Here is a 23,426-nt window from a genome sequence, read left to right on the forward strand (position 1 = left end):
AGGATTTCTCTGTGCATGGGATCTGTGGTGTGTGGAGCCTTTTGAGTGTGAATCGGAAAAGTTAAAGTCCTCTGTGGTACTGCGGATGTATGACGGGATTTACAGGGCTTAAAGGAAAGGGAAAATGATCATGAAAGAAAAAGTACAACTGACAAAACTGGCTCCAAACTGTGGCTGTGCAGCTAAGGTAGGACCGGGGACTCTGGCAGGAGTTCTTGGTGGGCTGCCAAAGTTCTGTGATCCGGATCTTCTGGTTGGAACGGACACTTCGGATGATGCTGCAGTTTACCGGGTGAGTGATGATCTGGCGCTGATCCAGACACTGGATTTTTTTACGCCTGTGGCAGATGATCCTTATGATTTCGGGCAGATCGCGGCGGCCAATGCATTGAGTGATGTGTATGCTATGGGTGGAACTCCGAAGACAGCTTTGAATATTGTGGCGTTTCCGAAGGATATGGATGTGGAGATCCTCGGGGAGATCCTGCGTGGTGGTGCAGATAAGGTGATGGAGGCTGGTGCGGTTCTTGCCGGTGGCCATACGATCCAGGATGATACACCAAAGTATGGGCTCAGTGTGACGGGTTTTGTAGATCCGAGGAAGTTCTGGAAGAATTTTGGAGCGCAGACCGGGGATAAGCTGATCCTGACGAAGGCGCTGGGTGCGGGGATCGTGAATACGGCGATCAAGGCGGATCTGGTGACGGAAGGTGCACGTAAGGCGGTTTTGGATTCCATGAAGAAACTGAACCGGGACGCCTGTGAGGTTTTTAAAGACTTTGAGGTTCATGCCTGTACGGATGTGACGGGGTTTGGTCTTGGGGGACATGCTACGGAGATGGCTGTGGCCAGTGACCGGACGGTTGTGATCGATACGGAGAAGTTGCCGGTGCTTCCGGATGTGGAGGAGTTTGCTTCTATGGGATTGATTCCGGGTGGGGCTTACAGGAACCGGGAGTTTGCTGAGAAAACCGGAGTGAAGAGTTCGGCGGTACTCTGGCGGGAGGATCTGGTGTTTGATCCGCAGACTTCTGGGGGATTGCTGGCGGCGGTTCCGGAGAGGGATGTGCCGGAGATCATGAAGCGGCTGGATGAGGCTGGTCTGCAGGCTGGGGTGATCGGTGAGGTTGTGGATCGGCAGGAGTGGACGTTGGTGCTCCGGTAGGAAATTAATTTACGAACGAATGTTTGGACGATAACGTCAGAGTGGATGGTTGCGTAGGGGGGATACTGCTGGGGAAAGTGGTGGAAGCAGAATGATGGATGGCGGATGGCGGACGACGGACGCCTGGGGGAGAGGATATCGGTCCGGGCAGGGACTCCGTCGGGGGATACTACTAGGACTCCGTGAGTCGGCTAAAAGCATTGCGGCAGGGCCAGAACTCGCCGTTGGCTCAGACAGCTGACCCTGCCGCAATAACGCCGACTTCCGCAGCCCAAGTAGTTATCACCCCTCCTCCGCAGCAGCCCAAACCGATATCCTCTCCCCCAGGCTGGTGCATCCAGCTGGCAGGAAAAATATAAAATGTGCGGAGAGTATGGTTGTGGGATGCAGAACAGGAAAATTACTGTTTACTGGTAATATTCCGCGAGGTGTTTTTTGTGAGCGAAGGTCACAGAAAACCCGAGCCATACTGCGCGAATTTATGTGATTAGCATAAATTCTGTGCACCGCGAAGCGTGTTACTGAGAATGGAGTGAACAGTAATTCAGGAAATATAGGCTCTGTATTTTTTTAATATATTGTTTGCCTGAGGGATAAAAGCATGGTATTATCATATGAGCGGAAATTGAGAAGACATAAAGAATACAAAAAACAAATATGTGACGGGAAAGGAAGAATTATGGAGAAACATAAACATGAGAGGAGTACATTTTCCGGGAAGATTGGATTTGTACTGTCTGCAGCTGGTGCTTCGGTAGGGCTTGGGAATATATGGAGATTCCCTTATCTGGCGGCAAAGTACGGCGGTGGAATTTTTTTACTGATCTATATCATTCTGGCATTGACCTTCGGATATTCTATGATCGTGGCAGAGACAGCTCTGGGACGTATGACAAAGAAAAGTCCGGTAGGTGCGTTTGGAACTTTTGGTAAATCAAAGTGGCTGTCTTTGGGCGGTTGGATCAATGCGATCATACCGGTTCTGATCGTGCCGTATTATTCCGTGATCGGTGGATGGGTAATTAAATACCTGGTGGAGTATGTAAAGGGAGGCAGTCAGACTCTTGCTGAAGACGGATATTTTTCTGCTTTTATAGCGGATGGATTTTCTACAGAAACCTGTTTCCTGTTTTTTACACTGCTTACGCTGGTGATCATTTATGCAGGTGTGCAGAATGGCGTGGAACGAGTTTCCAAATTAATGATGCCGATACTGGTATTCTTGTCTGTGGTCATTGTCATTTATTCGGTAACGAGGCCAGGAGCACTGGAAGGTGTGAAATATTTTCTGATACCAAATATCAAAAACTTCTCCTGGATGACAGTGGTTGCGGCAATGGGACAGATGTTTTATTCTCTGTCGATCGCGATGGGTATTCTGGTAACTTTTGGTTCCTATATGAAAAAGGATGTATCTATTGAAGGTTCTACACAAAATGTAGAAATTTTTGACACAGCGATCGCAATGATGGCAGGTCTGATGATCATTCCGGCAGTGTTTGCATTTTCCGGTGGAGATCCGGATACGTTACAGGCGGGACCGGCACTGATGTTTATTACGATTCCGAAGGTATTCGCAAGCATGGGATTTGGAACTCTGGTTGGAATCCTGTTTTTTGTACTGGTTCTCTGTGCAGCCTTGACCAGTTCTATTGCACTGACTGAGAGTGCAGTATCTACTTTTCAGGATGAACTGAAATGGGGACGCAAGAAGGCGACAGTATTTGTCGGAATTATCATGGTTGTTCTCGGAAGTCTTTCTTCTCTTGGCTATGGTCCTCTGGCGTGTGTTAAGATCATTGGAATGCAGTTCCTTGATTTCTTTGATTTCCTGACGAACTCTGTCATGATGCCGATCGCAGCGATTGCTACCTGTCTTCTGATATCCAGAGTAGTTGGTACAAAGAAGATTGAAGAGGAAGTACTGCAGGAAGGTGGTACTTTCCGCAGAAAAAGAATCTTTAATTTTATGATCCAGTATCTTTGCCCAATCTTTGCGGCAATCATTCTTTTCAGTTCTGTGGCAAATGCATTTGGATGGATTTCCATGTAAAAGACATAGGAGACCAAGAAAATTCCAACTTTACAAGTCTATACACCTGTGTTAAAATAGCAGGTGCGCAGCCAGGCCAGGTGATCGCGGCTGGACAGACGAAAGGGTCCAGACGAGGAAAGTCCGGGCTTCACAGGGCAGGATGCCGGATAACGTCCGGTGGAGGTAACTCCCAGACCAGTGCAACAGAAATAAACCGCCCCGTTTTGCGGGGTAAGGGTGGAAAGGCAGTGTAAGAGACTACCGCCGCTGTGGTAACAGAGCGGGCACATGTAAACTCCATTCGAAGCAAGACCGAGAAGAAAGCCATACGGCGGCCCGTCGTGCTTTCAGGTAGGTCGCTGGAGCCTTCTGGCAACGGAAGGCCTAGATAGATGATCACCCAACGACATAACCCGGCTTATCGGTCTGACTGTGTATGATAATAAGCACATAATAAAAGCAACTGTATTTTGCAGATCTGATCTGTGAAATATCAGTTGCTTTTTTGTGAAAAAACTTTTCTATGAAAACACAGCGCCCGGTCCCCGCGTCGATATTCAGGCCTTTGCAGGAGCTGTAGTAATACTTGGTCTGCGGGAGACTGCGTTATTTTTCAAAATCATGCTGTCTGAGCGACGTCAGGAGCGAGTTCATGATTTTGGAAAATGTTTTTAGCAGTCTTTCGCAGGCTTAGTATTACTAGGCTCCGAAACAGCCAAATATCGAAGTGGGGACCGGACGCGTCCGTTTGTTAATAATGCTCATATGAACTCTATTTATTCCGTTTACCTCTATATTTCTCCTCGCAATACTTACACCGGTAAACCTCATTCTCTTCATCTGCAAGAACAAAAATCTGATCCAGTCCCTGCTCGATGGAAGTAATGCAGCGAGGATTCTTGCACTTGATCACGTTCACAACCTGCTTCGGCAGCTTCAGCTCTTTCTTTGCAACGATCTTTTCGTCCTTGATGATATTTACGGTAATATTATGATCGATAAAACCAAGGATATCCAGATCCAGATCCTCGATGGGGCATTCAACCTTGATGATATCCTTTTTTCCCATTTTCTGGCTGCGGGCATTTTTGATGATAGCAACCGTACAGTCCAGCTTATCCAGCTTCAGGTCATGATAGATCGTCATTGCCTTGCCGGCTTTGATATGATCCAGAACATAACCCTCACGAAGAGCACCTACGTTTAACATGGCAGTTCCACCTCCAGTAATGTAAGAATCAGGGCCATACGGACATACACACCATACTGGACCTGTTTGAAATAAGCGGCACGTGGATCAGAATCCACTTCAACAGAAATCTCGTTAACACGTGGGAGTGGGTGGAGGACATACATATCCTTCGGTGCAAGCTCCATTTTCTGTTTGTCCAGAACATAGAAATCTTTCATGCGGACATAATCCTCTTCGTTGAAGAAACGTTCCTTCTGAACACGGGTCATGTACAGGATATCCAGATCCGGAAGTGCATCCTCCAGACGTTCCTCCTCGACAAACTCGACATTGTTGCGTTTCAGAACATCCTCACGGATATAGCTTGGAATACGAAGCTCCTCCGGAGAGATCAGAACAAATTTCACATTTTCATAACGGACCAGAGCCTCGATCAGAGAGTGAACGGTACGGCCGAATTTCAGGTCACCGCAGAGGCCGATGGTAATATTGTCAAGTCTGCCCTTCAGGGAACGGATAGTTAAAAGATCGGTTAATGTCTGGGTAGGATGCTGGTGGCCGCCATCACCGGCATTGATCACCGGAATGTTGGATGACATAGAAGCTACAAGCGGAGCACCCTCTTTCGGATGACGCATAGCACAGATATCTGCATAACAGGAAACAACGCGAATAGTATCGGCAACGCTTTCGCCTTTGGATGCGGAGCTGGAATCAGCAGAAGAAAAACCGAGAACCTTTCCTCCAAGATTCATCATGGCTGCTTCGAAACTTAAACGTGTACGTGTACTTGGTTCGTAAAACAATGTCGCAAGCCTTTTATCATCACAGGTATGCGCATACTTTTTTGGATTTTTCCCGATGTCGTCGGCGAGATTCAGAAGCTTATCAAGCTCTTCAACCGAGAAATCCAATGGACTCATTAAATGTCTCATGTTGTACCTCCAATTATTTACTGGAAATAAGATTCCTTCCAGTTATCATATAATATAACTGTGAGATTTTCAAGAGACTTTCCGAGGATTTTGTCGAAGAAGCCATTCGAAAAAGAGACCGGTAAAAAACCACAGAGGAGCATAGTCCAGCCGGATCACTCCTTTATACTGAAGCGGAACATGAGAATAATCCCAGGGACAGATGTGAAGCTTCTGAAAAAAAGATCCGCTTAAAAATTCCACGAAAAAAATCCCGCAGCTGTAAATGATCCCCCGTACCATAACCGGAAAGCGGGCAAGCTTGTAGTAAGCCGGACGGATCAGTGCTGCAAGTCCGTAAACAGGGAACATCAGAAGAGAGGTTTTGCCCATCATAGTAAAATGTCCGGTGACAAGAGAGTGCAGTCCTGTCCATAAGATCTCCAGACACCAGCCTGTAAAACCGCACAGAAAAAAATCCTTCTTTTGCATTTTAAAGCTCCTTCTCATCAGCAGAAATCCTGCGCTTTCCGGAAAAATGTCAGTTTAACTGAATTAAGAAAGTCCCCTGCGGGGTTGCGAATATCCGCCTGGACTTTAAATATATTTAACGTGGAAAAGCGTCTTTAATAGCCTTCCCTGCCTTGAAAAAAATATACACGTGGGTTATAATGAACAAAATTATTACTGCAAAGTGAAAAAGCAGTAATGGATCATCAACATATGCGGAAGGAGAAAACAGACGATGAATTATGAAGAAAGTCGTGCCTACATCAGAGCTGCGGAATTGAAAAAGGGAATTGTTCTGGGACTGGAAAATATGAGAGAACTGATGAGGCGGCTTGGAGATCCCCAGGATGAACTGAAGTATGTTCATGTAGCGGGAACTAACGGAAAGGGTTCTGTGATCGCATATCTGTATTCCGCTTTATCAGGTGCAGGTTACCGGGTCGGAAGATATATTTCCCCGGCGGTCTATTCCTACAGAGAGAGGATGGAGGTTAACGGAGAACCTGTCAGCAGAGAGAAATTTGCAGCATATGTGACAAGGATCGCGGAGGTGATCAATGAGATCGTAAAAGAGGGAAAACCGCATCCGTCAGTATTTGAAATTGAAACTGCAGCCGCATTTCTTTATTTTCGGGATGAGAAATGCGATCTGGTATTAATGGAAGTTGGTATGGGCGGTGATCTGGATGCCACCAACATTATAAGTACTACAGTTCTTTCCATTCTGGTATCCATCAGTATGGATCATACGGCATTTCTTGGAAATACCCTGGGCGAGATAGCAGAAAAAAAGGCCGGCATCATTAAACCGAACAGTCATATGGTAACTGTAAAGCAGCAGCCGGAGGCAGAGGCGGTCATACGAAGAATATGCGCAGAACAGAATGTGCCATACGAGGCAGCAGACCGGGACAGCGCAGAGGTACTGGAAGCATCCATAACCGGCCAGACCTTTCTTTATAAAGGAGAAAAATATACAATATCCCTGGCAGGTGCCTATCAGAAGGAAAATGCGGTGGCAGCGCTCCGGGCACTGGAAATCCTGAATGAACAGGGATATCCCACAACACTGGTCCAGAGACAGGATGGATTGAAACGTACTACCTGGCCGGGAAGATTTGCACTTCTCGGGACAGAACCGGATTTTGTGGTTGATGGAGCTCATAACCCTGCAGCGGCAGACATGCTGGCTGCATCCATTGAACGGTATTTTAAGGGAAAAAGGATCATCTACATCATGGGAATGTTCCGTGACAAGGATTACCGCAAGGTCATCCGGAAAACAGAAAAATACGCAGATACCATCCTGACGATTGCGGCACCGGATAACCCCAGGGCTCTGACCCCGCAGGAGCTGGCAGATGCGGTGCGGGAATTTCATTCTGATGTAAGGCCATTTGACAGCATCGAAGCCGCAGTGGCAGAGGCCTATCAGCTGGCAGGAAAAGAGGATGTGATCATTGCTTTTGGTTCCCTGGCGTTCCTGGGGGATCTTACAGAAATTATCAGGAAACATAACGGAGGAAACCAATGACGGATTTGGAAAGATACAGAGACGAGATCGATGAGATCGACAGTGAGATCGTACGTCTCTTTGAAAAACGAATGAAGGTGAGTGAGGAAGTCGCTGAATATAAAATAAAAACCGGTAAGCAGGTACTGGATCCGGCACGTGAGAGCCAGAAGATCCATACGCTGAAAAACAAGGCCCACGGGGACTTTAACAGCCTCGGCGTGCAGGAGCTTTTCCGTCAGATCATGGCCATCAGCCGTAAGAGACAGTACCAGCTGTTGACAGAGCATGGGATTTACGGAGAGCGCAATTTCACAACTGTGAAGCATGTTCCCCTTGAAAACGCAACGGTTGTGTTCCAGGGTGTAGAGGGAGCCTACAGCTATGCGGCTATGCGGCAGTACTTTGGGAAAAATATCGAAAGCTACCATGTAAAAACATGGAGGACAGCTATGGAGGATGTAACCCATGGCAAGGCCGATTATGCGGTACTTCCTATTGAGAATTCTACTGCAGGTATCGTGGCTGATATCTATGACCTTCTTATGGAGTACAAGCTGTATATCGTAGGCGAGCAGATCATCCGTGTGGATCATGTGCTTCTGGGCATGCCGGATGCACAGATAGGGGATATCAGGGAAGTCTGCTCTCATCCTCAGGGGCTTGCCCAGTGCAAGGCATTTCTGGAGGAAAACCCTTCCTGGAAAAAGAAGGAAGTGGAAAACACCGCGGGCGCGGCCAAAAAGGTCAGTGAGGTGGGGGACAAAGGCGTGGCAGCTATCGCAAGCCGTGAGGCTGGTGAGGTATTCGGTCTGAAGGTCCTTGCAGAAAATATCTGCAGAGAAAAAGCAAACTCTACACGTTTTATTATTGTAAGCAGGAAACCGGAATACGAGGAAAAGGCCGGGAAGATCAGCATCTGTTTTGAGCTGCCTCATGAAAGCGGAACTCTTTACAACATGCTTTCACATATTATCTACAACGGACTGAACATGACCAAAATTGAATCCCGTCCGATTCCGGGAAAATCCTGGGAATACCGTTTTTTCGTGGATTTCACAGGGAAACTTGGCGAAAGCGCTGTGGAGAATGCGTTAAGAGGAATCGAGGCGGAGGCGAATGTTCTCCGTGTTCTTGGAAATTATTAAGAGACAGAGGAGCTAAATTATTATGTTGGCAAGAATTCAGGAATGTATCCTTTACCGTGGATTTTCAAACGGTGAGATACTGGACGATATGACAGAACTTATTAATCTTTATGAAGCAGATGAAGAAGCACTCAAGGCAAGAGAAGACCAGTTTTTCAAAAGTGTCAACGGGCTGGTGGAGCTGGCAGGAATGTACGGTTTTTCCGGAAATATCTGGCATACATATCTTACCTTCCTTCTGGTAAATCATGAGAACGCTTTCAGTATGGCAAGCGAGATACGAGGAGCGATCAAGGGCAGCATTAACGACCTGGCAAAAAATGATTTCCAGATTTTCAAGGAATTGTATGATTTTGACATCACGGTCTTTGATAAAGTGTTCGGAACTGTATGCTGCAGGGTGATCTGTGATTACCAGACACCGGATGAGAACAGCAAGCTCTTTAATACCAGGATCCGTGACCGTATCTGTCAGATGAGCAAAACCCTGGCAGCAGCCACCACAACCGAAGAATTTATGGATGATATGGTATCCTTCTATAAAGATTTCGGTGTTGGCAAGCTTGGTCTTCATAAGGCATTCCGTATCGGCCACGATGAGGAGGGAAAGGTGGAAATCCAGCCTATCACAAGGATCGCACATGTGAAGATCGATGATCTGGTAGGATATGAGATCGCCAAGAAAAAGCTCATTGATAATACAGAGGCATTTGTACAGGGGAGAAAGGCGAACAACTGTCTGCTCTTTGGTGATGCGGGAACCGGTAAATCTTCCAGTATCAAGGGAATCCTGAATCAGTATTATGATCAGGGACTTCGTATCATTGAGGCCTATAAGCATCAGTTCCAGGATCTTAATGAAGTCATCGCCCAGATCAAAAACCGTAACTATCGTTTTATCATTTATATGGATGATCTTTCCTTTGAGGAATTTGAGATCGAATATAAATACCTGAAAGCCGTGATCGAGGGCGGTCTTGAGAAAAAACCGGACAATGTCCTGATCTATGCCACAAGCAACCGGCGTAATCTTGTCCGTGAGCGTGCCACAGATAAGCTGGAGATCGCAGATGACAATGATCTGCATTCCTCCGACACCGTGCAGGAGAAGCTTTCCCTGGTATATCGTTTTGGCGTCCGTATCTACTTTGGCAAACCGGACAAAAAACAGTTCCAGGAGATCGTCCGCACACTGGCAGCCCGTTATGGAGTTACCATGCCGGAGGAGGAGCTTCTTCTGAAAGCCAACCAGTGGGAGATCTCTCACGGCGGACTGACCGGACGTGCAGCGCAGCAGTTTATTGATTACATTGTGGGAACAGAGGAAGAAAAAAAGAAATAGTTTACCTGTGTATTGGGGGAAAGGATGAAAAACTATGGCGGTGACAACCTTTGCAGCAATTGATATAGGCTCCTATGAAGTCAGTATGAAGATCTTTGAAATGTCAAAGCGGATCGGCTTCCGGGAGATCAATGATGTCCGTTACCAGCTGGAGCTGGGCCGTGGAACTTATGCTGCAGGACGGCTAGAGATGGAGACTGTGGATGAGCTCTGCGAGATCCTTAATGATTTTAAACGCATGATGGCTGAATTTGGGGTAGAAAGCTGGCGTGCGTGTGCAACAAGCTCTCTCCGTGAGCTGGAAAATCCGGTGATCATCCTGGAGCAGATCTATCAGAGAACCGGTATCCGGGTAGAGATTCTGAGTAATGCGGAACAGCATTTTCTGGGATATAAATCCATTGCTGCCATTGAATCCGGCTTCAAAAAGGCTATTCAGAAGGGGACGGCGATCCTGGATATCGGAGGAGGAAATCTGCAGATCTCTCTCTTTGACAAAGATGCTCTGGTGCTGACCCAGAGTATCCGTATGGGAAGTCTTCGTATCCGCGAACGTCTGAAAGAACTGGAGAAAACAACTCCACATTATGACCGGCTGATAGAGGAATTTATCCGAAATGATCTGATAAGCTTTCAACGTCTTTATCTTAAAGACAAGGAAATCTCCAATCTGATCCTGATGGGAGATTTTCTCACAGATACGATCTTTCAGGACAGATCCGGAGAGAATATCATCACAAAGGAGGAATTCCTGAAGAAATACGAGACCATTGTAAACATGTCCGATCATGACCTTGCCGAATCCATGGAGTTGGAACCGGAATATGCGTCTCTGATCGTGCCGAACATGGTTATCATCCGAAACTTTATAGAAATCTTTCAGGCAGAAGCACTCTGGATTCCGGGTGTTTCTCTTCTGGACGGGATTGCCTATGACCATGCGGAAAAAAACAAATATCTGAAAAGTGTACACAATTTTGAAAATGATATCCTGGTGGCATCCAGGAACATTGCCAAAAGGTATTCCAGCGGAAAGAACCACATTGCAGGAACTACCGATGTGGCACTGGATATTTTTGACAGCACAAGGAAGATCCACGGCATGGGAAAACGTGAACGGCTTCTTTTGCAGATTGCAGTTCTTCTTCATGACTGCGGAAAATATATCAGTATGAGTGAGGTGGCAGAATGCTCTTACCGGATCATCATGGCTACGGAGATCATAGGTCTTTCCACAGAGGAGCGGCAGGTGATCGCTAGTGCGGTGAGGTACAATACCAGAGAATTCGGCTGCTACAAAGAGATCAACCGTGAAACATCCATGAGCAGGGAAAATTATCTCCTGACTGCGAAGCTGACCGCGATTCTCCGCCTGGCCAATGCTATGGACAGAAGCCATTACCAGAAGGTAAAAGCGCTTAATGTAACCTTAAAAGACAGGATCCTTTACCTGGTGGTGGATTCCGCAAGGGATGTTTCTCTGGAACTGGGGCTTCTGAAAGATAAAAAGGAATTTTTTGAAGAGGTGTTTGGAATCCGGCTTGTAATGAGACGGAAGGGAAGAAGATAACGGAGGAGGTTTTTGTATGAAATTTAAGGAATTTGACAAACCGGAATATTTTGTAAACAGAGAACTGAGCTGGATCAAATTTGATGATCGTGTGCTCAGTGAAGCCAGAGACAAAAATCTACCTCTGTTTGAGAGACTGAAATTTTTGAGTATCACCTCATCCAATCTGGATGAATTTTATATGGTCCGTGTTGCATCCCTGAAGGATCAGGTTCATGCAGGGTACAAAAAAACAGATATTGCAGGAATGACAGCCAAGGAACAGCTGAAAGCCATCAGCCGGCAGACACATGATCTTGTTCACGTACAGTACAGTACATTAAACCGGTCTCTGGTCCCTGCACTTGAAAAAGCAGGACTTCATGTGATCTTTGAGCACGAGGCATTTTCCGAGAAGCAGAAAGAATTTGTGGATCAGTATTTTGAAGACAATGTATATCCGGTCCTGACACCAATGGCAATGGATTCTTCCAGACCGTTTCCTCTGATCCGTAATAAAACGTTGAATATCGGAGCACTTCTTTCCAAAAAAGATACCAAAAAAGGAAAAGAAGAGATTGATTTTGCCACTGTACAGGTGCCTTCTGTACTTCCGAGAGTAGTGATCATTCCATCTGAGAAAAAAGGCCATACAACCGTAACACTTCTGGAACAGATCATTGAGCGCAACATCGATAAGCTGTTCTTAAGCTATGATGTGATCTGTGCCCATCCGTACAGGATCATGCGTAATGCGGATCTTCCTATTGACGAGGATGAGGCAGAGGATCTTCTGGTTGAGATCCAGAAACAGCTGAAAAAGCGCCAGTGGGGAGAGGTGATCCGCCTGGAAGTGGAAGATAAGATGGATCCGCGGCTTCTGGATATTCTGAAAATGGAGTTTCAGGTTCATGGAGATGATATCTTTTTTATCAACGGACCTCTGGATCTGACCATGCTGATGAAGGTTTATGGTATTGACGGATACGATCAGTTCAAGGAACCGAAATACAAACCGGCAGCAGTGCCTGCATTTCAGAATGATAAAGATATTTTTCAGGTGATCAGGGAGGGTGATGTGTTCCTGCATCATCCGTATATGAGCTTTGATCCGGTGGTGAATTTCGTGCGTCAGGCGGCAAAGGACCCGGATGTACTGGCAATCAAGCAGACCCTGTATCGCGTCAGCGGCAATTCACCCATCATCGCGGCACTTGCTCAAGCCGCAGAAAACGGCAAGCAGGTTTCTGTTCTTGTAGAGCTGAAAGCGCGTTTTGATGAGGAAAACAATATCGTCTGGGCAAAAATGCTGGAAAAGGCAGGCTGTCATGTGATCTATGGTCTGGTGGGCCTGAAAACACACAGTAAGATCACTCTTGTTGTGAGAAGAGAAGAAAACGGGATCCGCAGATATGTGCATCTGGCAACCGGAAACTATAACGATTCCACAGCCAAGCTTTATACAGACTGTGGTATATTTACCTGTGATGAACGGTTTGGAGAGGATGCAACTGCTGTGTTCAATATGCTTTCCGGATATTCCGAGCCGAAGCGCTGGAATCGCCTGATCGTTGCACCGATCTGGATGAAGGACCGTTTTGTAAAAATGATCGAAAGAGAAGCGGAGCATGCGAAAAAGGGAGAAGAGGCTCACATTGCGGCAAAGATGAATTCTCTGTGCGACCCTGAGATCATTGCAGCGCTGTATTATGCTTCTTCCTGTGGGGTCAGGATCGATCTTCTGATCCGCGGCATCTGCTGCCTGAAGGTGGGCATTCCGGGTATCAGCGAAAATATTCACGTGCGTTCGATCGTTGGTAATTTCCTGGAGCACAGCCGTATTTTCTATTTCCGCAATGGAGGTTCCGATGAAATCTATATGGGAAGTGCGGATTGGATGCCACGTAACCTTGACCGTCGTGTGGAGATTGTTTTCCCTGTGGAAGATGAGCGGATCAAGGAAGAGATCATGCATGTGTTGGATCTGGAATTCCGTGACAATGTAAAAGCACATATCCTGCAGCCCTCCGGTTTGTATGAGAAGCAGGACAAACGTGGCAAAACGCTGATAAATTCCCAGATGGAATTCTGCAGGGAGGCTACCGAGCGGGCAAAGGCAGCAAAAAAGGAGAAAAAAGAAAAGAAGAGAGTTTTCGTACCGGCTGAACCGGCGCAGGATATTATAAAATAGTAAAAGAAAAGGACAGCCTGTCATATCAATTTATGATACAGCTGTCCTTAAATAATGTTCTCAAAGATTATCCATATTATGTCAATACTGCATGATATTCAGAAAACCTGACAGCATGCGGGCGTTTCTAATAACACTTCTTGCAGGCTTTATACCCTGCAGCTTCAGCCTGGGAGCGTGTCATTTCTGTGGCATTATCCGGATTCATATTTCCACAGTTAGGGATCCGGTGGTACTTGCTTCCGGTAGCGGAGATCCAGACCATATCACCCACTGGCTCCGGATCGGCCTGCACTCCGGTCTGAGGATCTGCAGCAGCCGAATCAGAAGATCCATAGCCGGACGCACCGGAATCCTTATAAGCGGAGGAAGGCTGTGTGCCGGTATCCGATTCATCTCCAGCAGAATAATCATTACAGGGACTCTGGTTCCACTGGATATTGTTTCCGTCGCTGACTGCGATCACCGTACCCTGCTCATCAGTACGAAATACCTGTATTCCCATATCCGCAAGCTTATCCATGGTATCCTTATGAGGATGTCCGTAGGAATTGCCGGCGCCGCAGCTGATCACTGCATATTCCGGAACAGTCTTCTGAAGCAGATCCCAGGTGGTGGCAGTGGCAGAACCGTGATGTCCCGGAACGATCACATCGCAGGAAAGATCAAGTCCCAGATCACAGATCGCTTCCTCCCCGGCAGATTCTGCATCCCCAGTAAAAAGAAAATGGTTATTTCCGTTTTCCAGCCGGATCGCAACAGAATTGTCGTTATCGTTGCTGCTGATCGATTGAGGAGAAAGCACCGTAAATTTTCCGCCTCCGAAAGTAAAATCCGTTCCGGGCTCCGGATGCTGCACAGTTAATCCCTGAGCGGCAACACTGTTTTCAAAAGATTGATAGATCTTTGTATCCTGTACATAATCTGCACCGATCACATTTTTTACGGAAAAGCTGTCCAGGCATCCTACAAGACCAGCCACATGGTCCTCGTCATAATGGGAGGAGATCATATAGTCAATGATGGAAATATTCTGTTTCTGCAGATAGGAAACCACGAAACTGGAATGTCCTCGGTCACCGCCGTCATACAGGAGATTCTGCCCCTGTGACTGGACCAGGATCGAAAGCCCCTGCCCTACATCCAGAAAGTGTACAGCCATTGTTGTGTCAGCAGAAGCAGCCTCGGCTGTGTAAGCAGCAGAGGGAACTCCTGCGACTGTTAGCAGAACAAGCAGCAGAGAAAGAAAAAATGTCTGCAGCTTTCTGCGAAAAGAATGTTTGTGATGCATGAGAAGTCACCCCTTATCTTAAGTATTTTCAGGGGAAATTATAAAACAGAAGAGAAAGAAATGCAAAATAATATATGTGAAAATACAGAAAACAGATAAACAGGAAGAACGAAATTTTTATATGCAATGTTCAGAGCAAAGTTTGAAAGCAATAACAGGAAAAAGTGAAGTATAACAATCACAAAAAAGCAGTCAGAATAAAAATTCTAACTGCTTTCAGTTGATAGCCAGTACGGGAATCGAACCCGTGTTTCCGCCGTGAGAGGGCGGCGTCTTAACCCCTTGACCAACTGGCCATATTCATTTGTGTCGTTTGCTCTTGATTTCTGTTGTTTCCCGCAACTGACTTCGTTAGTATATAATACTTTTTTACAAAATGCAAGCACTTTTTTTCTTTTTTTGAAAAAAATTTTCACCCTGTTTTTTGACAATTTTTTTGACGGAAAAATCTATTGATGATATGATAGATACAAAATGAAATGGAATAAAAAAATATAAAGAGGAAGAGTATGGATTACAGAAAAAAGAAAAGTTTGATATGGAAGGGAGAATCCTTTCTTTTTGTTGTGGTACTGCTGGTTTTTGGCGCGATCTTTGCGGCGATCCACACAGGGGGGCTGATCCAGAAGCAGGACAGTGTACAGCTTCTTAACAAAGGATGGTACTACATAAAAGACGGAAAAAAACAGGAGATCACCCTGCCTGCGGAAATTCCGGCAAAAACAGGTGAAAAGCTGATCCTGTACAATGAAAGTCTGGGAGCGGAAAGCAGAGGGATGACCGTGGTTTCTACAGGAGCCCAGTACGATCTGGTGATACGCCTGAATGGAAAGATCCTGTATGAATATAAGGAGGCCATGTTTTCCAAAAATGTGCAGATGCGTTCCAAGGTGCAGTGCATCGCCGCTCTGGGTAATGACACAGAGGGAAAAGTCCTGACGTTCAGCTATTCTGCGCCTCAGAGAGGAAAATATGTTATAGAGCCGGTATGCATAGGAACCGGAAGTGCAATAGCCTGGTATCAGATCAGAAAAGCAGCCATTCCTTTAGGGGCGGCAACGATCATGATCGTATTAAGTATGATCGCCCTGTGCATCTGCATCTATATGAGAATAAGGCAGATGCCGGACAGACGGTTCCGGGATGTGGCACTGTTCCTTATGATGTGCAGTATCTGGCTGGTGACGGACTCATCACTGGCACAAAGCTACAGCAGATGCCCCGAAGTATTATGTCTCATTTCTTTTTATATGTTCATGCTGCTGGCAGTTCCGATGCTGCGTTTTTTGCAGAATATCGGAAACATGAAAAAATACAGGCTCCTGGATCTTGGAATCTTTACATTTTATCTGAATGCTGTTTTACAGGGAGTTCTGGTGATCCTGGGAGCCTTTGAATTTAAGGATATGTTGTTTGTAACACATATCCTGCTGGTTGTGTGGGTCCTGATATCAGCGGTACTTCTGATCCGGGAGTACCGGAAGCATAAACAGCGTGAGATACATCTGCTTCTCATTGCATATATCATCGTGGGAGCAAGCGGTATCATAGCGCTGATCCTGTACTGGCTGTTCGAGATTTCCTACTATGGATCCATTTTTGAATTGGGAAATCTTGTGTTTCTTGTGCTGGTCATTGCAGACGCAGTCATGATGATGGCAGACAACGTCCGTTACCGTCTGGAATCCCAGGCTTACGAACGACTGTCCAGAGAGGATGGGATGACAGGACTTGAGACGAGAGCCAATTTTGAGAAAAAACTGGAAAGTATTTCCGCAGATATGGGCAGATACCGGGATATCCTTCTTATGTATATCGATATCGATCAGCTTCGCGTGATCAACGAAGAATACGGACGGGCTGCAGGAGACGAGATGGTGGTGATCTCGGCCAGATGTGTGGAGAACGTTTTCCGGGAAAAAGGAACCTGCTACCGCATCGGCGGGGATGAATTTGCGGTTCTGGTCTATGATCCGGAAGTACCGGACGAATTCTGGTCGGAACGCCTGAAAGAAGAACTCCGGAATATCGGGAGAGGATGCAGACATCGTTTTTCGTTGTCCCTGGGATGCAGCCATCTGCGAAATAAGGATGGCTCTCTGAAATCCATGGGAGAATGGAAATATGAGGCAGACAGGAAGCTTTATGAGAACAAAAAGAAGGGGGATTTGAAAAATGGAGTATATTAACTGTTTTCAGATCACATCCCTTGTTTTGGTGACGATGATCGCGATATATTATTTTTCTCATAAAAGACTGAACAATGCGGAAAACAGGAATTTTGTATGTTTTCTGGCTTTCAGCGGCGTTTACGTGCTGCTGGATATGCTGAGTGCGGTGATCGCGGGAGGCGGCAGCAGCGAAGGCTGCAGAATGTCAGCGCTGGTCCTGACGCTCTATTATTTCTGTGATGTCATACTTACCTACGGGCTTTTCTGCTACATTCGGATCATCACCGGAAGACAGAAGGAGAAATATAAATGGCTGAAAACCGGTTGGGTGGTCCTGCCAGCTGCAATGCTGCTGGCAGTTACAGCAAACTTACGGACGGGATGGCTTTTTTATTTTGACCAGGAAGGTAGATTTATCCGGGGAAGTTTTCATTTTCTGCTCTATGGATATGTATTCTTTTTTATGCTGGTGATCGTTGCATTTATGTTACTTTATGGAAAAACAGCAGAAAAAGAAATACGGCGCACCATATGGAGATTTTGGTTTATCGAAGCAGCCTGCCTGTTTCTCCAGATTGCCGCGGAAAGAATACTGCTTACCGGCTTCGGACTTTCTGTAGGACTTTGGCTGATCTATCTTACTATGAACAATCCAGGTGAATATACGGACAGTATGACAGGTTTATTTGACAAACAGTATTTTGACAAATGGATCGGAGAAAAGCTCTATCGAAAAGAAAGCTTTCATCTGCTTGCTGTGGATGCCCGCAATATGAAGCAGATCAACCGGATCTACGGTACCAGAGTGGGAGATCAGCTGCTGATCCGGGCGGCGAAGGGATTTCGGGAGATCACGGATTCAGTGCAGATCTTTCGTATCACAGGCAATTGCTTTCTGGCAGTGCTGGACTCGCTGACAGATTATGAAAAAGCCAGAGATGGCATAGAAGAATTTCTGAAAAAGCCGTTTTTTATCGAAAACGAAAAGGTGTCGTTCCATGCTGCAATCTGCGGGATCATGAATGCGGAAAAACTGGAAAAAGAGGATAGTATTCTTTCTTATATTGAATATATGATCTCTCTGATACAGAACCGTCAGGATACGGTCCTGATTCAGTCGGACAGCAAGATCCTGGAGGGCTTTCGCTATGAACAGGAAGTGGAGCATTTTCTTCAGAAGGCTGTGAAAGAGGATCTGTTTGAAGTATATTATCAGCCGGTATATTCTATAAAAAACCAGGATTTTATTACTCTGGAGGCACTGAGCCGGCTGAAACATCCTGCTCTGGGAATGATCCCGCCGGATGTGTTTATCGGGATCGCGGAAAAACAGGGAATGATCTCTGCAGTGGGATGTCTTCAGCTTCACAAGGTCTGCCGTTTTATAAAAGAACATGAATATATCATGAAGAAGATCCGGAATGTGAAATTCAATCTTTCTCCTTCCGAACTGATGAAACCCGGATACAGCCATGTGCTTATCGGGATCATACAGGGGTATGGATTAGATCCGGGATATTTTCAGTTTGAGATCACGGAAAACGTGGCAACCGAATACAGCGAAAGCTTCTGCACAGCCATTGATGATTTTGCAGAAGTGGGGATCCACATGTGCCTGGATGATTTCGGTTCCGGTTATGCAAATCTGAACGCAGTTCTTCGCATCCCGTTTTCAGCAGTAAAAATGGACCGTTCTCTTTTGTCCGGGGTCAGCAGCGATCCTCAGACGGCTACCTTTTATCGCAGCATTGTCATGATCCTGCAGCATATGGGATATAAGGTGATCGCAGAAGGCGCTGAGACCGAAAAGGAGGTAAAGCTTCTGGAAAAATGGGGTGTGGATATGATACAGGGATATTATTTTTCCAGGCCCCTGTGCGAGGAGAAGCTTCTGGAAAAAATTTCCTGAAATGATCAGAAACAGGCGGAAAACATGCTTTCATAAAAAGCAGGGGTTTCCGCCTGTTGTATTCTGGCAGACACAAATTGCTTGAAGTTTACAGATACTTTTGATAGAATAGATAGGCTGTGGCGGCTGAAGAAAGCGATTTTTCGGAAGACCGGTTCCTTGAACTGCCACGCGTATCTTTTGGAAAAATTGCAGAGAAAAGATGATCATGTGGACTTTACAAGTACATATATTTTGAGTATAATACAAACAAACGTTCGAGTATAAAAAGAAAGGAATCAGTGGAATGGCAAAAAAAGACACTTATGATGCGGGCAGTATCTCTGTCCTGGAGGGCCTCGAGGCCGTGCGAAAGCGCCCCGGTATGTATATCGGAAGCGTATCCAGAAAGGGACTGAACCATCTGATATATGAGATCGTAGACAATGCGGTGGATGAGCACCTTGCAGGGTACTGCAGCCGTATCCATGTAGTTCTTGAGAAGGACGGTTCCTGTACAGTAGAAGATAATGGACGAGGGATCCCGGTGGATATGCATGCCAAGGGAATATCTGCGGAGCGTCTTGTTTTTACAACCCTTCATGCAGGCGGTAAGTTTGACAATTCCGCATATAAGACAAGCGGCGGACTTCATGGTGTAGGTTCTTCCGTAGTGAACGCATTATCTACGTATCTGGATATTAAGATCAGTCGTGATGGTTATATACATCATGACCACTATGAGAGAGGAATCCCTACCATTGAACTGGAAGCAGGACTTCTCCCCAAATTAGGGAAGACCAGAGGTACCGGAACCTGTGTGAATTTCCTTCCGGATCCGGAGATTTTTGAGAAAACAAGATTCGGAGCAGCAGATGTAAAGAGCCGTCTTCATGAGACTGCCTATCTGAATCCGGAGCTTACTATCCATTTTGAGGATCGAAGAGGGGACACTCCTGAGGATATCGAGTATCATGAGCCGGAGGGGATCGTAGGCTTTATCCGTGACCTTAACAAGAATGCACAGTCTCTCCATGATCCGGTTTATTTTAAAGGAGAGGCAGACGGAATCCAGGTGGAAGTTGCTTTTCAGTTTACCAATGAGTTCCGTGAGAACGTTCTAGGATTCTGCAATAATATCTACAATGCAGAGGGAGGAACTCATCTGACCGGATTTAAGACTACCTTCACAACGGTAATGAACACCTATGCACGTGAGATCGGTGTACTGAAGGATAAAGACCCCAATTTTACAGGTGCAGATATCCGAAACGGAATGACTGCTGTAGTCTCCATCAAGCATCCGGCACCCCGCTTTGAGGGACAGACCAAGACCAAGCTGGATAACCAGGACGCATCCAGAGCCACCGGTAAGGTAGCAGGAGAACAGCTGGTACTGTTTTTTGACCGAAATCTGGAAACACTGAAGATCGTCCTTTCCTGTGCGGAAAAGGCAGCCAAGATCCGTAAGACCGAGGAGCGTGCCAAGACAAACCTTCTTACCAAACAGAAATACTCTTTTGATTCCAACGGCAAGCTGGCCAACTGTGAGAAGAAGGATCCGTCACTGTGTGAGATCTTTATCGTAGAGGGAGATTCCGCCGGCGGTTCGGCCAAGACAGCCAGAGACCGTAACTATCAGGCGATCCTTCCGATCCGCGGTAAGATCCTCAACGTAGAGAAGGCTACCATCGACAAGGTGCTGGCCAACGCAGAGATCAAGACTATGATCAATGCCTTTGGCTGCGGTTTTTCCGAAGGCTACGGAAATGATTTTGATATCACGAAGCTTCGTTATGACAAGATCGTGATCATGGCCGATGCGGATGTGGATGGTGCTCATATCTCTACTCTGCTTCTGACCTTGTTTTACCGTTTTATGCCGGAGCTTATCTATGAGGGACATGTGTATATTGCCATGCCACCTCTTTATAAGGTAATGCCGAAGAAGGGGCAGGAGGAATATCTCTACGATGACAAGGCTCTTGAGAAATACCGTAAGAGCCATAAACCGGGAAGCTTCACGCTCCAGAGATACAAAGGTCTCGGTGAGATGGACGCCCAGCAGCTCTGGGAGACTACCCTGAACCCTGAGACAAGAATGATGAAGCGTGTGGAGATCGAAGATGCCCGCATGGCCTCCGATGTGACAGAGATCCTGATGGGAAGCGATGTTCCGCCACGTAAGGCCTTTATCTATGAGCATGCAACAGATGCAGAGCTGGATATTTGATTGGGAGAATAAACTATGAATACGAAACAGGACAATATCATCCGCACCGATTATGCGGAGATCATGCAGAAATCATATATCGATTATGCCATGAGCGTTATCATTTCCAGAGCACTGCCGGATGTACGTGACGGACTGAAGCCGGTACAGCGCCGTACCCTTTACGATATGTATGAGTTGGGTATCCGTTACGACCGCCCGTACCGTAAATGTGCCCGTATCGTAGGAGATACTATGGGTAAATATCATCCCCACGGTGACAGCTCCATTTATGATGCGCTTGTAGTCATGGCGCAGGAATTTAAAAAGGGTCGTACATTGGTGGACGGACATGGAAACTTTGGTTCCATCGAGGGAGACGGAGCCGCAGCCATGCGATACACAGAGGCCCGCCTGGAGAAGCTGACCCAGGAGGTTTTTCTGGAAGATCTGGATAAGAACGTTGTGGACTTTATGCCGAACTTTGATGAAACAGAGAAGGAGCCGGTAGTACTTCCGGTGCGTATTCCAAACCTCCTTGTAAACGGAGCAGATGGAATAGCCGTTGGTATGGCTACCAGCATCCCGCCGCATAACCTGGGCGAAGTGGTGGATGCTGTGAAGGCATACATGAAGAATAATGATATCAGCACCCGTGGGCTGATGCGTTATCTCAAGGGCCCGGATTTTCCGACAGGTGGTATCGTAGTAAATAAGGACGACCTTGTAAAGATCTATGAATCCGGAACAGGTAAGCTCCGTATCCGTGGACGGGTGGAAATAGAGAAGCTGAAGGGCGGTCGCCAGCAGCTGGTGATCACAGAGATTCCTTACACCATGATCGGTGCAAACATCGGAAAATTCCTTAATGATATCGCAACCCTGGTAGAGACCAAGAAGACCACAGATATCGTGGATATTTCCAACCAGTCTTCCAAGGAGGGAATCCGTATCGTTCTGGAACTGAAGCGCGATGCAGACGTGGAGAACCTTACCAACATGCTCTATAAGAAGACCCGACTGGAGGATACCTTCGGTGTCAACATGCTGGCAGTTGCAGACGGAAGACCGGAAACACTGGGACTGAAGCAGATCATTGCTCACCATGTGGACTTTGTATTTGAAGTAAATTCCAGAAAATATACAACCCTTCTTGCCAAGGAACAGGAGAAACGGGAGATCCAGGAAGGCCTTATCAAAGCCTGTGATGTCATTGATCTGATCATCGAGATCCTCCGTGGTAGCAAGAGCCGTGACCAGGTAAAGAAATGTCTGACCGACGGTATCACAGAAGGGATTAAATTCAAGACCAAGACATCCGAAAAAGCGGCAAAATCCTTGAAATTCACAGAAAAACAGGCCGCAGCTATCCTGGACATGCGTCTTTACAAGCTGATCGGTCTGGAGATCGATGCTCTGATGAAGGAGCATGAGGAAACCATGAAGAACATTGCTGCTTATGAGGATATCCTGAATAATTATGACTCCATGGCAGCAGTGATCATGGGTGAACTGGATCAGATCAAGAAGGAATACGGCAGTAAGCGTAAGACTTCCATTGAAAACGCAGAGGAAGCTGTTTATGAGGAGAAGAAGATGGAAGAGACCGAAGTCTGCTTCCTGATGGATCGTTTCGGATATATGCGTCTCATTGACAAGAATGCCTACGAGCGTAATAAGGATGCCGCTCATGCAGAGAGCCGTTATGTCTTTACCTGCATGAATACGGACAAGATCTGTATCTTTACAGATACCGGCAAGCTCCACACCGTGAAGGCAGAGGATATCCCGCTGGTACGTTTCCGTGATAAAGGTGTTCCGGCAGATAATCTGGGTAATTATGACAGTACTTCCGAGCAGATCCTTTATGTGGCACCGCTGAGTCAGGTAGCAGCCTCCACAGTGCTCTTTGTTACAGAGAATGGCATGTGCAAGCTGGTAAAAGGAGAAGAGTTCCGTGTTTCCAAGCGTACCATTGTTTCCACCAAGCTTGCAGAGGATGACCGCCTTGTATTCGTAGGAGCAGCCGATGAGATGGATCAGGTTGTGTTCCAGTCTGAGAAAGGTTACTTTCTCCGTATCATGAAAACCGAGATCTCCGTCACTAAGAAAAACGCTATGGGTGTCCGCGGCATGAAGCTTACCGGCGAAGACCGGATCCACCACGCCTATCTCCTGGAAAGCCGCCAGGAATATGCCATTGAATATCATGATAAGCCGTATGTGCTGAATAAAGTTAAGCTGGCTAAGAGAGATACGAAGGGTGTGAAGCCGAGGATATAAAAGACGCGAAGAGGATTGCGGA

General features: G+C 46.5%; 15 protein-coding genes, 1 tRNA gene and 1 other RNA gene. 12 read left to right on the forward strand and 5 right to left on the reverse strand.

Annotation, left to right across the window (positions count from 1 at the left end):
* The first annotated feature begins 130 nt into the window (after positions 1-130).
* The 3 genes from selD to rnpB all read left to right on the forward strand — a co-directional run bounded on the left by selD (position 131) and on the right by rnpB (position 3,637).
* Positions 131-1,165: a selenide, water dikinase SelD gene (gene selD, locus NCY57_RS04285; RefSeq protein WP_330638969.1), complete on the forward strand. Its 1,035-nt coding sequence runs from the start codon at positions 131-133 to the stop codon at positions 1,163-1,165.
* A 679-nt stretch (positions 1,166-1,844) separates the two neighbouring features.
* On the forward strand, positions 1,845-3,218 hold the full coding sequence (locus tag NCY57_RS04290) for a sodium-dependent transporter (RefSeq protein ID WP_092069463.1): 1,374 nt from the start codon (positions 1,845-1,847) through the stop codon (positions 3,216-3,218).
* Positions 3,219-3,286: 68 nt separating this feature from the next.
* Positions 3,287-3,637, forward strand: an RNA gene (gene rnpB, locus NCY57_RS04295) — RNase P RNA component class A.
* 335 nt (positions 3,638-3,972) lie between these two features.
* Here the strand turns inward: rnpB and NCY57_RS04300 are convergent.
* From NCY57_RS04300 to NCY57_RS04310, 3 genes are all read right to left on the reverse strand, one after another.
* Complete coding sequence (locus NCY57_RS04300; RefSeq protein WP_015525765.1) at positions 3,973-4,410, reverse strand: aspartate carbamoyltransferase regulatory subunit; 438 nt, start codon at positions 4,408-4,410, stop codon at positions 3,973-3,975.
* A complete protein-coding gene (gene pyrB / locus NCY57_RS04305) occupies positions 4,404-5,327 on the reverse strand; it encodes an aspartate carbamoyltransferase (RefSeq protein ID WP_022426605.1) in 924 nt (307 codons plus the stop codon). The genes NCY57_RS04300 and pyrB overlap by 7 nt, the downstream gene beginning before the upstream one ends.
* 69 nt (positions 5,328-5,396) lie before the next feature.
* The gene (locus NCY57_RS04310; RefSeq protein WP_022426606.1) at positions 5,397-5,798 is read right to left on the reverse strand and encodes a putative ABC transporter permease; all 402 of its coding nucleotides are present in this window, start codon (positions 5,796-5,798) and stop codon (positions 5,397-5,399) included.
* Between the two features lie 253 nt (positions 5,799-6,051).
* On the opposite strand from NCY57_RS04310, the gene NCY57_RS04315 reads away from it, so the two are divergent.
* From NCY57_RS04315 to NCY57_RS04335, 5 genes are read left to right on the forward strand one after another with little or no spacing between them, the layout of a single operon-like run.
* Positions 6,052-7,350: a bifunctional folylpolyglutamate synthase/dihydrofolate synthase gene (locus NCY57_RS04315; protein ID WP_250789515.1), complete on the forward strand. Its 1,299-nt coding sequence runs from the start codon at positions 6,052-6,054 to the stop codon at positions 7,348-7,350.
* Positions 7,347-8,477, forward strand: a complete 1,131-nt coding sequence (gene pheA, locus NCY57_RS04320) for a prephenate dehydratase (protein WP_021650329.1) — start codon at positions 7,347-7,349, stop codon at positions 8,475-8,477. The genes NCY57_RS04315 and pheA overlap by 4 nt, the downstream gene beginning before the upstream one ends.
* A gap of 25 nt (positions 8,478-8,502) precedes the next feature.
* A complete protein-coding gene (locus NCY57_RS04325) occupies positions 8,503-9,819 on the forward strand; it encodes an ATP-binding protein (protein ID WP_044960616.1) in 1,317 nt (438 codons plus the stop codon).
* Positions 9,820-9,853: 34 nt separating this feature from the next.
* A complete protein-coding gene (locus NCY57_RS04330) occupies positions 9,854-11,389 on the forward strand; it encodes a Ppx/GppA phosphatase family protein (RefSeq protein ID WP_250789516.1) in 1,536 nt (511 codons plus the stop codon).
* 16 nt (positions 11,390-11,405) lie between these two features.
* On the forward strand, positions 11,406-13,559 hold the full coding sequence (locus NCY57_RS04335) for an RNA degradosome polyphosphate kinase (RefSeq protein ID WP_173739872.1): 2,154 nt from the start codon (positions 11,406-11,408) through the stop codon (positions 13,557-13,559).
* 127 nt (positions 13,560-13,686) lie between these two features.
* On the opposite strand, the gene NCY57_RS04340 is transcribed toward NCY57_RS04335, so the two are convergent.
* Entirely contained in the window at positions 13,687-14,850 is a 1,164-nt protein-coding gene (locus tag NCY57_RS04340) for a ComEC/Rec2 family competence protein (protein WP_173733049.1), read from the reverse strand.
* A 224-nt stretch (positions 14,851-15,074) separates the two neighbouring features.
* Positions 15,075-15,146: transfer RNA gene (locus NCY57_RS04345), tRNA-Glu, on the reverse strand.
* 213 nt (positions 15,147-15,359) lie between these two features.
* Here NCY57_RS04345 and NCY57_RS04350 point away from each other — a divergent pair.
* The 4 genes from NCY57_RS04350 to NCY57_RS04365 all read left to right on the forward strand — a co-directional run bounded on the left by NCY57_RS04350 (position 15,360) and on the right by NCY57_RS04365 (position 23,404).
* Positions 15,360-17,039, forward strand: coding sequence for a GGDEF domain-containing protein (locus NCY57_RS04350; protein ID WP_022426611.1), 1,680 nt, complete (start codon positions 15,360-15,362; stop codon positions 17,037-17,039).
* Entirely contained in the window at positions 17,026-18,930 is a 1,905-nt protein-coding gene (locus NCY57_RS04355; RefSeq protein WP_244092811.1) for a GGDEF domain-containing phosphodiesterase, read from the forward strand. The genes NCY57_RS04350 and NCY57_RS04355 overlap by 14 nt, the downstream gene beginning before the upstream one ends.
* Positions 18,931-19,216: 286 nt before the next feature.
* A complete protein-coding gene (locus NCY57_RS04360) occupies positions 19,217-21,142 on the forward strand; it encodes a DNA gyrase/topoisomerase IV subunit B (protein ID WP_161209006.1) in 1,926 nt (641 codons plus the stop codon).
* A gap of 15 nt (positions 21,143-21,157) precedes the next feature.
* A complete protein-coding gene (locus tag NCY57_RS04365; protein ID WP_250789517.1) occupies positions 21,158-23,404 on the forward strand; it encodes a DNA gyrase/topoisomerase IV subunit A in 2,247 nt (748 codons plus the stop codon).
* The last annotated feature ends 22 nt before the right edge of the window (positions 23,405-23,426 follow it).

The sequence above is a fragment of the Blautia sp. MB18-30 genome, from assembly GCF_023669475.1.
Taxonomy (GTDB): domain Bacteria; phylum Bacillota; class Clostridia; order Lachnospirales; family Lachnospiraceae; genus Blautia_A; species Blautia_A fusiformis.